Source organism: Chloroherpetonaceae bacterium (assembly GCA_025056565.1).
GTDB lineage: Bacteria > Bacteroidota > Chlorobiia > Chlorobiales > Thermochlorobacteraceae > Thermochlorobacter.
In genome coordinates this window covers 14,443-27,566 of sequence record JANWWA010000010.1, presented here as the reverse complement: position 1 = coordinate 27,566, position 13,124 = coordinate 14,443, and the positions used below count along the sequence as shown (strand labels likewise).

Below are 13,124 nucleotides of genomic sequence, written 5' to 3'. Positions count from 1 at the left end.
TGCTTGCTAGGCCTCAGCGCACCCTTGCTGAGGCTTTTTTATTTCAACATGTCGCTGTGTTTGATTGCGGCTCATGCAGCTTTGCGTCTCCCTTGGGCCTTTGGCGTTCTTAGTATTCGCCTTCACCCCGTTTTTTAGTAGAAGTGGGTAGGGCGATTGGTGCGTTAATTCGCACAGAGTCGCTGCCGGGCATCAGTGAAGCATATCGTCGCAAGCAGGCTTCGGTGAAAAATTCCACATATGCACGTGGTGAGGACGCATCAGTTGGTTGATTGGTGTCCAGTGAAATCAGGCGCGTATAGACATTGCTGGGGCGCACAAAATACTGGGGTTCGTATTTAAGTGACTTGTCATCGTAGCAGGCTTTCATAAACATTGCCCAAATCGGCAGGGCTGCACGTGAGCCTTGCCCATAGCTCATTGAGGTAAACTTCATTCGGTGGTCATCGAAACCTGTCCACACGCCTGCGGCAAGCTGCGGCGTTACGCCCATAAACCATGCATCGGCCTGCTCTTGCGTGGTGCCGGTCTTGCCAGCCGCCTCATAGCGAAAATTATACTTGGAGCGCGCTGCAGCGCCCGTGCCCCGATCCATTACGCCTTTCAGCATCGTTAGCATTACATAATTCGTTGCTGGATTGAGGGCTTCTCGCTTTTTGGGCTTGTTCGACAAAATCACATTGCCAAAGCGGTCTTCAATGCGCAAAATGCTGATGGGGTCAACATGGACACCGTTGTTTGCAAACGTGCTGTAAGCAGAGGTCAATTCAAGTGGGGTTACAACGGAAGCACCCAGTGCCAGTGCCAGATTTTCTTCCAGTGGCGTTTCAATCCCCATCCGACGCGCATAGTAAGCAATTTTTGACGGAGGCACATGCGCTTGTGCCAACCGAATAGTAACAAGATTGAGCGAGTTTGCCATCGCATCACGCAGCGTAACTAAGCCACCCACATCTTTTTCAGAGTTCTCGGGCATCCACATTTTCTGTGGCGTCTTAATGGCAATTGGCTGGTTGAGAATGCGATAGTTGGGTGGAATGCCTTGGTCAATCGCACCTGTATAGACAAAAGGTTTGAAGGTAGAGCCGGGCTGACGCTTAGCTTGCCAGACGCGGTCAAACTTATACTTCAAGAAATCTCGCCCGCCAATCCATGCCTTGATGTGCCCCGTCGAAGGCTCAATGGCGACAAACGCCACCTGAACCAGCGATTTTTCACGAAGCAATGTATCCAGCCAACCTTTATCGTTACGAAGCTGACGCAAGGCTTCTTTCTCAGAGACGCCTTTTGAGATAAGCTCCTTGTATCGATCTGTTTCTTTGATGAACACCGTGCGCAGACTATCGCCACGCCGAGAGTCCCATCGCCAATTTTTGTCAAACTCGCTCTGTAGCCATGGCAAGTGTCGCTGCACGGCTGCTTCTGCGTGGGCTTGCACACGTGTATCCAGTGTGGTGTAAATCACCAGCCCATCACGGTAGATGTCAAACTTGTGTTTTTCCGCCTCTGCTTGCACTTGTCGGCGCACATATTCTGTGAAGTAAGGTGCAATGCCGATGTCCGTAACGGGCGTGTAGTTCAAAACAATTTTGGTATTGCGATACTGTTCTGCTTCCTGAGCAGTGATAAACCGCGCTCGTTCCATCAGGCTGATGACCAGATTGCGTCGTGCCAGCGCATCTTTGGGGTGCTTGACAGGGTTGTAGCGCGCAGGTTCTTTCAGCGTGGCAACCAAGAGCGCACTTTCAGGCACAGTTAGTTGCGAGGCAGGCTTTCCAAAGTAAGTCCAAGCAGCAGCTTCCACTCCATATGCACCTTCACCGAAATACACGGTATTGAGATATAGCGAAAGAATTTCGTCTTTGGTGTAGGTGCGCTCAATTTGAATGGAGATCAGCAGCTCTTGAATTTTGCGCCAAAGGCTGCGTTCAGGTGTCAGCCAAAGATTGCGAGCAAGCTGCTGCGTAATGGTGCTGGCGCCGCGTGCCCGCCGACCGCGCAGAACCAGTCCTACATTTTCCACCATCGCTCGCATCAGACGCGGCATATCCAAGCCCCAGTGGTCATAGAACCCCACATCTTCTGTCGCAATCAGTGCATTGATAACGTGTTTAGAGATGGAATCCAGCGGCACGATGGTGCGATTTTGGTTGAAAAACTTCGTCAGCAAAACCCCATCAGCCGAATACACTTCTGTGGCAATTTGTGGCTTCGGGTTTTCGAGCTGTTCAAGGCTTGGCAGATTGCGAGACAACACAATCAGCGTTATTACACCCCCTAAGCATGCCGCGGCTAATAGACCCAGTATTACGTAGAATAGGCGGTCTAAGAATCGGCGCCGACGTGCCACACGTCGCCGATATTCAGGATTGTTGAAATATGCTTCGCGTTCCTTTGAAGAATAGGTTAGAGCATCTGAAGATGATTCGGGCGAAAAGGGCTTTTGAGTGTCCTGATGTTCCATTCAAGCTTGCCTTTAGCAATCTTTCTGCAAGCGACAAAAATAATATAGCCACCCGATATGCAAAAAATGCGAAATGTTGCTGTATAGGTCTGTTCCGACAAGGTGCGTGCCACCTTGCAGGTGCTCTAAAAATCCAGCCGCCGTGATTGCAGTTTAGCCGATACCTCTGCAGGATTAGTGATGCATGCTTGAGTCTGGCGTAGCTGCTTTGCGAAGTCTATCCATAATCGCTAACCCAATCCCTTGCTCAGGCACGGCTTGGCAGTAGATGCGCTCAATGCCCCGTTGGTCGCACTCACGCAAGAAGCGGTAGAGACTATGTGCATACTCCTGCAAGCTGGTGCAGATTTTTTTTTTCGCCACCTCTATGCCTTTCGGCAACGCATCTAGACCAATGTAGGCTGCAGTCGAGTTTGGCGCAGTCATTTCAGCTGGCGAGGTGATAATCGTCAGATGTGCATCAGGCGCATAGTGGCGATACTTCATTCCCGGACTTCTTGGCGCCTTGAGGTTCTTCGGCTGATAGAGCTTGGTTTCAGGGACAACTACTTGCAAGTCTTCTAGCGTTACGGCGCCCAAACGCATTACCAGTGGTGTGTTGCCCGTGCAATCTACGACGGTTGATTCCAAACCAATTTGACTTTGCTCATCTTTCAAGATACAACTGATTTTCCCACCCAAGTCTGCCTTGACAGCTTGCCATGTAGTTGGGCTAGGCTTACCTGAAAGATTGGCAGACGGGGCTGCTATGGACACGCCACATGCTTCCAAGAAGCGATGCGCCACTTGATGCGCGGGCATACGCACGGCTACTGTATCCAACCCTGCTGAGACAACCTTTGGCACGAACTTGCTGCGCGGCAAAATAACGGTGAGCGGTCCCGGAAAGAAGTGTTCAATGAACTTTTCAGCATATTTTGTTATGCGCTTAGCTAAAATGCCCAGCTCTGAAAAGTGCGCAATGTGAACAATCAGTGGGTTATCGGCTGGGCGACCCTTCACCGCAAAAATTTTTCTAATCGCTTCTTCCTCAAAGACATTTGCACCCAGTCCATAGACCGTTTCGGTTGGGAATGCCACTAGCTCGCCCTTCAAAATAAACCGCGCAGCCTCCAACACGGAGGTGGTAATTTTGGTCTTCATTACCAGAGCGATTCATACTGCATTCACTTTTTCTGTTTCCCAAACTTTTCGAGCAAAACTACGACGTTTTGGACAGGACAAGCAGTTTATCGCCCCAGATTCATCGCCAATTTCCAAACATGCCAGCTACTACGCTTGTCAAGACTTAATGGCAATATCGGTTAAATCGCCCTCGAGTGTCCTTCGACTACCGCATCACTGCCAATTTCTCCAAAACTTCAACTTGCTGGTTAAGCTGCGGGTTTCGGACAATGACCTTGTAGAGATAGATACCATTTGCAAGGTCGCTTCCGTCTTCATCTCTGCCATCCCAATCTAAGCGCAGTAGCGATGGCGCGGCTGCTTCAAATGTCTCCAGCGTTTTGACGAGTCGTCCAGCGATTGTGTAGATTTTAATGCGAGCTTGCATGACTTCGCCTGGTTGATTGTGGGAGATGAAAAATGCAGTTCGCCCACTTGTTGGGTTTGGGAAACTCAGTGCATACTGAACCGCCAAGGTCGATGCACGTCGCACGACAAACGCTAGCTCTTTTTCACTGGAGTTGTTGTATGTATCCCACGCCTTAAAGCGTATCGTGTAGCGTCCTTCTTGCAACACTGGCAAACGGTAACGCACCTCTCCTTCTGTAAAACTCTCAGGCTTTGCTTGATAGAAGTCGTTCAGGATAATTGGATTTCGCTCATCATCATTGAGAATCAGCGTTAGTGCATTACCAATACCTTGCGCCAAGTTGATACCGCTTTCATCGAAGAGTTCAGCAATAAAAAGCGGTTGCTCATTGGTTACACCGCCAGAGACGAACTGTCGGTCATTTAGGTAAATGGTGATGTCAGGGCCTTGTGTGTCGTTTGGTGCATCGGGATTGGTGCCTGTTGCTACAAATTGCTCGAAACTACCCACTGCAGTTGCAACTGTATTGCGAGGCTCTGTGTCATTCTGCCAAAGGTAGAGACTAATCTTGCCGAACTTTACGCTGTCGTAGCTAATGTCTTTGGGCACAACAAAATTGAGGCGGAAACGACCATTCCGCACCTCTGCCGTGCCACGATAAATGAGAGCAGTTTGCACATCGTAGAATTCATCGATTGTGCCGCGTCCCTCATGGTCAGCAGCTGCCTGACGCGGCGCATCGAAGACCAATACCGATGCTATGCCATTGAACGCTGTATTTACTGCACCAGAGGGCAAGCGCGCTGAACCTGAGAGCGAGACGCGGGAGAGCGCTTTGATTTGAAGCGGGCGCGCCGTCGGCAACGCTATGTTGTTTAGCGAATCGAGTTGAGCCAGTGTGCGTCCTGTGCCTAAGCGCAAGGCGGGGTCACCCAAAAGGTAAAACTTTTCTGCATCGCTTGTATTGAGCAGCCCCAACTTAAAGCGAAACAGCGCAATGCCCAGCGGGATAGGCAGTTGGTTTGCATCCCGCTCAAAGAGACGCTGAAATAGCAAGGGCGGCAACGCTGAGCCACTGGTTGTGAAAATGGAGCGATTCGTTGGAATCAGCACGCTTGCCCCTCCCGTAGGCAGCACAAACATCTGCTCTGCCCCGCTCTGTCGATTGGGGTCGTCATTGCGTCCAAAATCACATGTCGCCGTAATGCACAGTGTGGGACGTGCTCGGTTGAACAGTTGCGGCAATGACACGGCTGGCTCAAAGATTCGCTCTGCTGCCCAGACGCTCGGATTGCCATGCCCAATGTAGTTGATAATTAGTGCGCCACGATTGAGTTGAGTGATGATTTCTCGAGCTGCACCTGGACGACGCATACCACCTGCTGCCGCCTCAGCCCGAAAAAATGAAGCATAAATTTTAACTGGGTTGATATATGGCGCTATACGACGCATCACCTCAATTGTGTTTTCACTATCGCGCACAAATAGGTTGAAATCTGAGGGCTTGTTTCCATTCGGCCCATCATCTGCAACAAATGCCACTCGATTGCGCCAGTCGCCCTGCTCTGCTGCTGTTTCATACTCAATGGTTTTATCCACTGCAGTGCGCGCTTCTGCTAACGATTGCACCGTGAAGCGCCCTACGGCAAGGTCAGGCACAAGGTCTTCGCCATCGACGGAGACGAAAAAGTCATCGGTGGTTGCAGCATATGAGAGTTCTAACAGACTTTCCTCAGACGAATAGACGGGCACTTTGCTATATCGCCGTCCTGTAATATCCCGATAATCCCAATCGCCATCGCCGAAAAGTAGGAGATACTTTGGCTTGCGTCCCGCAGGTGCATAGTCGTAGAGCAGCTTTACAAAATCACGAATTGCCGTAAAATCTTGCTTGCCGCCAGAGAACTCATTGTAAATTTGTCCTACGCTAATTGCTACACTTCGCAGCGCAAGGTCGCCATGCCGTGCACGGTTGCTGCGATAGGCCGCCAGTCGCTCCGCCTCGGTGCGAAAGTCTTCGCCATAGACAATCAGATGCTCTGGGAAAGCATTCGGATTGCTTGCATCAGCAAGGCTGTGCAGATTTTGGTTTGGCACAAGTTGCGCTGACGCAGGTCGGAGAAATGCCGTGCGTTCTGAAAATGCCACATACTCACGATAGGCTTGTGGTTGCTCATTGCGGATCATGCGCATGCTGGTCGGTGCCACTTCCCCTGCCACACGCACTGGATTTGCAAGGTCGGTAATGTCCCAAACGGTCGGCGTGGCAGAAAAACCCGTTACCTCATACTGCACCGCTTGCGATGCACGCAAGCCCACCAGCGAATTAAAGCGCAGCAAGTCGTTTTGTGCTACGAACTGCCGTGCATAGCTTAGCTCAATCCAGTCGAGGTAGAGGTTTGAGGTTTCTGAACTTGCAAGAAACTCCAGCTGCGTATTTGTTTGCTCACCTTGAATCACTGTGCCCGGCAGCGTTTGCTCAATGCGGAATTCAGCGCCCAAAATGTAGGCATCTAAATTTTGCGTGATGCCTGTGGCGCGCTGTGCGATAAGCGAGCCAGACTCACGCAATATGAATGTCTCACTGGCTGTAGTTGCAGCAATAATGCGCGCCGAAACCTGCACAGGGCGTGTGCGGTCAATGCCAGCTGCACTGAGATTGTAGGTTACGCGATTGCGGCTTAGTGTTAGCGGACTATCAAAAAAATTTAGTCCTGTATTTGAAAAATTGATGCGGTCGTTTTCCACAAACGACAGCCACTCAAATGCACTTGGTCGCAAAGGCGATGTCGCTTGCACCGATGGCACGGTGCGAATGCGCTTACCATTTTCACCATCAAGCGCAAGAAAAACAAACGCTGAGTTTGACAGTCGGTTCAGGTAGTGCGTCAGCCGCCCGCGCACAGAATCGTATTTGATGCCCGAGGCAGCTTTGGCATAAAAGAGCACAAAATCATTCGCATCGAAGCGCTCGTCTTCTTCGCCTGATACGAAAATGGCACATTCTTGCAAGTCTGAAATTCTTGGTGCATTCACGCGCTTATCTAATTCTTCGCCTCCGTTCTGATAAACTTTAATGCGCTTCGGGTTCACGGTTGCCACATTGATGCCAATCGATTCCAGATAGGCACGGTCAAGTCGATACACGCCCTCTTCACGAATTTCGAGCTTGTAGAACCTGCCTGAGCGTAGCACACTTTGCAGCGCAGAGGAAGCTTGCACCGATTTGTCTCTTGGCGATGAGGAGAAAAGTTTTATTGTGTTTTCTTTGCCAAGTAGTCCCGCGCAAAACTCATCTTCCGCCGCCTGCAAAATAGGCGTCACGCCTTGCGGTTCGGCAAAATTTAGCCTTACTACGATGCGTGTGTATTTTCTAACGCTGCGTTTCTCTGGATTAAAGTGCAAAGGATAAAAGGAGAGCTGCGAGATATAGACACCACGCGCCACTTTGGGTTCTGACACTTCAACCAGCACTGCAGGCTGCTTCACAAAGTAATTTGGTGCACACTGATAGACTCGCTCGTGGAGGATTGCGCCTTCACGGGGCACAGGGGCAAGTAGCACATTTGGCAACTCTTCGCTTTCAGCCGCAACGACTTCTACGGTAGGCCTATTGCGTGAAGGCACAATTACAGACACTGCACGTAGTGGCTTTTGCGGCAAGCCTATGCGCTCTCTTTGATGCAAGGCGAATAGAAAATTTAGCTCGAGGTAACTTCGCCCCTCAATCTCACGCTGCACAGGGGCTTGCCAGACTGGCTTGAATTCCAGCGTTAGGCTCTGCTCAGAAGACTGCAAGACACGCACATCGCTGTCCTGTGCCTTCGCATACAGCGGCCACAGCAGCCACAGCGACAGCCCCAAAAGACCTACCGCACTTGGAGTGAACCACGTTGCATTTTGCCGCACCGCCTTGCTGGTCATCAATCTTGCGGAATGGGTCGCCCCATTGCTTTGTAGATTTCCTCGATTTGCTGCTTGTTCTTCATCGCCTCAGCGTGATTCGGCTCCAGCTCTAACACACGTCGATAAGCTTTCAGTGCAGGTCGATACTTGATAGCGGGTGGAACAGGTGCCGAAAAAGTCATATAGTTTGCAAACTCCATATACGCCTTTACCAACTCCGCCTTTTTCTCTTGGGCTTTACCACTTTCTTCAATTGCTCGCACTTTGGCGTACAGGTCGCTGGCTTTCTTGTCAGCTTTCAGCGCCGCTTGCGTGGTAGAGTCAATCTTAAAGCCTTTTTGCGTCGCCTGTGCAGCAGCTGAGTGACTGATGAGCATTATAGAGCTTGCCAGTGCAGCTATGATAAGTAAGTTAATCAGCAAACGATGCATTTTTGTGATGCTTTGGTTGAAGAAATGTAAAGATACGGCGCATGGCTTCATTTGCGCAATGCACAACTTGCGCTATGCTTGCAGGCTTTGCCTCTCTTCGTAATGTTCCGATTTAACGCTGTCTTATCGCAATTCCTACGCATTTGAGTATATTTTACTCTGCGCTTCTTCACACATAGCGATTAATGCACGACGCACCACTTCTTCGAGACTTTGAGTGTCAGTATAAGGGCAAGTCAGGGTCTTTCTTTTCTATGAGCACTTATGCGCTCTCTTCCGTTTTGATTTCCCTACTTCTCACGATAGCGTTTGCGCCTCGCTGGCTTTTTGCATTAGACCCGCAAAAGAGCTTTACGCAATATATGCACGACATCTGGCAGCGTGAGCAGGGGCTGCCTTCCAACGCGATTCTCAGCATCTTTCAATCGTCGGATGGCTACATCTGGATTGGCACTTTTGACGGCTTTGCGCGCTTCGATGGTGTTTCTTTTACCATTTTCAATACCACCAATACGCCCGAGCTGAAAGGCAACGGCATTTGGTCAATTCGCGAGGCTGCAGATGGTAGCCTGTGGTTTGCAACAAATGGCGGCGGCGTTACGCGGCTTAAAGACGGTCGTTTCAAGACCTTCACGGTTGAAGATGGCTTACCCAGCAATGTGGTGCATCATCTCTGCTCTGACCGAGCTGGCGGAATGTGGATCGGCACACGCGAAGGCATTGCTCACATTTCTGCCAGTGGGCAAATCACCAGTTACCGAATCCCAGGCGATGTGCAGCAAAATGCCATCAACCACGTGACCTTAGACCAAGAAGGCACACTTTGGATTGGCTCCGTGGGCGGCCTTTGGAGTTTCAAAGAGGGTGTCTTCAAGCAGTTTACAGAGTCAGATGGATTCAGTTTAGGTTCAGTTTGGACTATCACTGAAGACACACTCACGCACTCACTTTGGATGGGCACAGGCGACCGTGGGCTATACCGATATCAACATGGTCGCTTCTCGCTCTACACAACGGCTGACGGATTGCCCCACAATCGCGTGCTTTCGGTTCTGGTCGATACAGCTGGCGTGCTTTGGATTGGCACTTACAATGGCGGCATCTGTCGTATGCGCTTTGGGCAAACGGGCAAGCCTGTGTTTGCCTACTTTGCCAAAAAAGATGGGCTGACCGATAACCAAGTTCAAACGATGGCTTTTGACTGTGAAGGCAACCTTTGGGTTGGCACTTATCGTGGCGGACTGAACCGCTTCAAAGACGGCAAGTTTCTTACCTACACCTCACGTGAAGGGCTTATAGATGATATTGTCTATGGCGTGTATCAAGACCGTGATGGCTCATTTTGGATTGCAACCGCTGGTGGGATTAGTCACTTTGTCGACGGTCGGTTTATCAACTATTCTACCGCAAATGGGTTGCCTGATGACCTTGTGCGCTACATTTTGCGCACCTCTCGTGGGGAGCTTTACTTTGCCACCTACTCTGGCATCTGCCGCTTAGAGGGCAATTCATTTAGGTGTTTCTCCGTTGGTGGCGGCGCGGGCGACCGCGTGCGTGTCGTCTATGAAGACTCTCGCAAGCGCATCTGGACAGGCAGTGTCGGTGGCTTATACCAACTGGTAGATGATTCGCTCCGACCTTACAACTTGCCCAAGTTTGGTCAGTTCACACGCTACTCCATTACCTTCATTTATGAATCCCGAGACAAGTGCATTTGGTTTGGCACCGATGGTAACGGTATTGGCTGCATCAAAGGCGATTCGCTGATTACCTACACATCTGCTAATGGTCTTGTTTCAGGAGTTGTGCTCTGTGCAATGGAAGCGCCCGATGGATCTATGCTCTTCGGCTCCAATATGGGCATTTCTCGCCTCAAAGCTGGACGCATCACAAATGCAACCACTAACAACGGGCTTTACTCGCAGGCCGTCTTTTTTCTTGTAATGGACTCACTAGGCAATGTTTGGACAGGTGGGAACAACGGCATTTCATTTTTCCCGTTTCAGGAGCTATGCGATGTGTTAGATGGCAAGATAGCGAGACTTAACGCAAAATCCTTCGATCGCTCCGACGGAATGAAAACTAGTGAGGTAACTGGCGCCTGTATGCCTGTGCGTCCCAGCAAAACTGGCGAGCTATGGATTCCAACTGGCAAAGGCGTCGTGGTCGTGAACCCTTATCGAATTCGTTACAACCCGCTGGTACCGCCTGTCCGCATTGAGCACATTCGCACGGACAAAGGTATCACATCCCCCTCACCTGAGCTTGTCTTTCCTCCTGACGTGCAGCGTTACAACATTCACTACACGGCTCTCTCCTTCGTTGCCCCAGAGAAGATGCGCTTCAAGACTAAGCTGGAAGGGTTCGACGCAGACTGGAACGATATGGGCAATGAGCGGGAGATTACTTACACCAATTTGCCTCCGAAGCTATATACCTTTCGCGTCATAGCATGCAACAATGATGGCATTTGGAATGAGCAAGGTGCTAGCATTTCGTTCAAAGTTGAACCGCGCTTTTATCAATCACTTTGGTTCATCTTAGTTTGTGCATTCAGCATCGTGCTGACAGCTTTTGGTGCGTGGTCATGGCGCATTCGCCAAATGAATGCCAAGCAAGAAGAGCTACGCAAGCTGGTCGAGGAGCGCACACGCGACTTGCAGCTCGAGAAAGAGAACTCTGAACGCCAGCGAGAAATTGCCCAAGCAGCTAATGAGTTCAAGACTGAACTGATTGGCGTAGCCGCAAATGAACTTAAAACGCCACTTAAAAGCATTATGGATTTCACAACTATGCTTCTAAATGGCGAGGTGCCGCTCCATCTACAAGTTCAATACCTGAACATTATTCGTGACCTTGCCAACCGAATGAGCGTAACGGTCGATAAGCTGCTGGATTCAAATATTCTCGGCATCGAAAGCCTCGTGCTTCGCAAACGAGATATTTCCCTCAAAGGTCTTGCTGAGCTTGCTGTAATGCGCCACCAAGACCTTGCGGCGAAAAAATCGCAGCGAATTGAACTCAGTGTCAGAAGCGATTGCATCGTCTTTGGTGATGAAGACCGCCTCACAGAAATGGTCGGGCAGCTTATCTCTAATGCAATTAAGTATTCGCCATTTGGTAAAACGATTTGGGTAACGGTATGCAAAGAAAATCAGATGGGGCGCATTGAAGTGCATGATGAAGGACAGGGACTTAGCGAGGAGGATAAGTTTCTACTGTTTCGCAAGTTTCAGCGACTGTCAGCTCAGCCAACAGGCGGTGAAACATCAGTCGGTTTGGGCTTAGCGCTGGTTAAGCGCATCGTGGATTTGCACAACGGCAAAGTGTGGGCAGAATCCGACGGCAAAGGCAAAGGTGCAACCTTTATCGTGGAACTTCCCGCTGTAGAGTAACCATGTAGCTATCACTCTGCTGCTTATTAGACTAGCTTGCTTGTTGCACTTGTGTTACAGATTGTGAGGTGGACATCCTCTCTTAGCACGTCAAGCAGTGCAAGAGGGTGTGTCAATTCCTCAATTCTTTGCAAGCCACAGCTCGGGATTATGCTTTTCTTTGCCCTGCCAGACCTCGAAGTGCACAATCGCGTTGCCGTTTTCGCTTGGCTGCACGCGCCCAATCGCTTGACGTGCCCCGACCAGTTCACCTTTTGCCACGCGCACATCCTTTAAATTCGCATAGACAGTGATAAATCCATCGGCGTGGCGAATAATCACAATGTTGCCAAAGGTTGGCAGGTAGCTCACCTGCGTAACTTTTCCGGGTGCCACGGCAAAGACTTCTGCCCCTTTCTCGACGGAAATATCCACACCGTTGTTAAAGGTTACAATCTTCAGAGTGCGGTTTACATTTTCGCCAAAGGCGCGCACAATCACCCCGCTACGCACCGGCCAGGGCAAGCGTCCGCGATAGTCCTCAAAGCGTTTGACCTCTCCACTCAGGGGCGGTATTCCGTCACCAGCCGCTGCAGCACTGTGAGGTGCAACCTCAGCGACTTTCTTCTCACGCTGCCGTTTTTCTGCTTCTTTGGCGCGTGCTCGCTCTGCCTCGATTGCTTTTTCTTCCAGTGCCAGCAAGCGATTGATTTCAGCCTGCAAAGTCTTGGCTTTGGCTTGCCGCTGCTCGAGCTCTTCTTTTAACTTCTTCTTATTTTTCTGCAGCTCACATAGCAGCGTCTCTCGCTCTTTTTTGCGCCGCTCAAAAGCCGCTGCTTGACGCAATTTCTCGTCCAGTGTTTGACGATTTTCCTGATACTTTTCCGAGAGCGTGTCATACAGCATTGCAACTTGGCGCTTCTTTGCGGTGATGTCTAAAATTTTAAGCTTACCGGCTTGCTCAAAGCGCTTGATATACTCCAGACGCACGATTGCTTGGTTAAGCGATGCCGCTGAGAATAGCACTTCTTCATTGCGTTGCACTCCAAACTTGTAGATGCCTACTGCATAGCGTGCAAAATCTTCTTTCATCTTTGCCAGCTCCTTTTCAGCTTGCAGAAGCTCGCGCTGGGTTAGCTCAATTTCTCGCCTCAGTTTTTCTTGATTTTTTTCTAACCCTTTGAGGACTGCGCGGTAAAGACTAAGCTGCTTTTCGATTGTTTCCAGCGCTTTCAGTGAGAGGCGTTCTTTTTCGGCAATGGTGCGGAGGGCTTGCTCATACTGCTCAATTTGCGTCTGCAGTGAGCGCAGCATTTCTTGTGTTTCGCGTCGCTCTTTCCGCAAAGTTTCTACCTCAGACCTATCTTTGGTCGTGGTAGATTGCGCAAACCCGCATTGCCTTGCTAAGAAAAGCA

Annotated in this window: 6 protein-coding genes; 1 reads left to right on the top strand and 5 read right to left on the bottom strand. The window is 50.2% G+C overall.

Annotation, left to right across the window (positions count from 1 at the left end):
* Positions 1 to 109 precede the first annotated feature (109 nt).
* From NZM05_08680 to NZM05_08665, 4 genes are all read right to left on the bottom strand, one after another.
* Positions 110 to 2,464, bottom strand: a complete 2,355-nt coding sequence (locus NZM05_08680; protein ID MCS7013687.1) for a PBP1A family penicillin-binding protein — start codon at positions 2,462 to 2,464, stop codon at positions 110 to 112.
* 174 nt (positions 2,465 to 2,638) lie between these two features.
* Positions 2,639 to 3,607: an L-threonylcarbamoyladenylate synthase gene (locus tag NZM05_08675; GenBank protein MCS7013686.1), complete on the bottom strand. Its 969-nt coding sequence runs from the start codon at positions 3,605 to 3,607 to the stop codon at positions 2,639 to 2,641.
* 187 nt (positions 3,608 to 3,794) lie between these two features.
* The gene (porU, locus tag NZM05_08670) at positions 3,795 to 7,922 is read right to left on the bottom strand and encodes a type IX secretion system sortase PorU (GenBank protein MCS7013685.1); all 4,128 of its coding nucleotides are present in this window, start codon (positions 7,920 to 7,922) and stop codon (positions 3,795 to 3,797) included.
* Positions 7,922 to 8,335 (bottom strand): hypothetical protein, encoded by a 414-nt coding sequence (locus NZM05_08665; GenBank protein ID MCS7013684.1) that lies wholly within the window; start codon positions 8,333 to 8,335, stop codon positions 7,922 to 7,924. Before NZM05_08665 ends, porU begins: the two co-directional genes overlap by 1 nt.
* Before the next feature lie 254 nt (positions 8,336 to 8,589).
* On the opposite strand from NZM05_08665, the gene NZM05_08660 reads away from it, so the two are divergent.
* Positions 8,590 to 11,730, top strand: a complete 3,141-nt coding sequence (locus NZM05_08660; GenBank protein ID MCS7013683.1) for an ATP-binding protein — start codon at positions 8,590 to 8,592, stop codon at positions 11,728 to 11,730.
* Between the two features lie 120 nt (positions 11,731 to 11,850).
* On the opposite strand, the gene NZM05_08655 is transcribed toward NZM05_08660, so the two are convergent.
* Positions 11,851 to 13,023 carry a peptidoglycan DD-metalloendopeptidase family protein gene (locus NZM05_08655; GenBank protein ID MCS7013682.1) on the bottom strand — a complete coding sequence of 391 codons (1,173 nt, stop codon included), beginning with the start codon at positions 13,021 to 13,023 and terminating at the stop codon, positions 11,851 to 11,853.
* Between the last annotated feature and the right edge of the window lie 101 nt (positions 13,024 to 13,124).

Excerpts from the sequence above, each read along its gene's own strand:
- NZM05_08680 (MCS7013687.1), bottom strand. The coding sequence starts at position 2,464 with ATGGAACATCAGGACACTCAAAAGCCCTTTTCGCCCGAATCATCTTCA.
- NZM05_08675 (MCS7013686.1), bottom strand. The coding sequence starts at position 3,607 with ATGAAGACCAAAATTACCACCTCCGTGTTGGAGGCTGCGCGGTTTATT.
- porU (MCS7013685.1), bottom strand. The coding sequence starts at position 7,922 with ATGACCAGCAAGGCGGTGCGGCAAAATGCAACGTGGTTCACTCCAAGT.
- NZM05_08665 (MCS7013684.1), bottom strand. The coding sequence starts at position 8,335 with ATGCATCGTTTGCTGATTAACTTACTTATCATAGCTGCACTGGCAAGC.
- NZM05_08660 (MCS7013683.1), top strand. The coding sequence starts at position 8,590 with ATGAGCACTTATGCGCTCTCTTCCGTTTTGATTTCCCTACTTCTCACG.
- NZM05_08655 (MCS7013682.1), bottom strand. The coding sequence starts at position 13,023 with ATGCTGCGCTCACTGCAGACGCAAATTGAGCAGTATGAGCAAGCCCTC.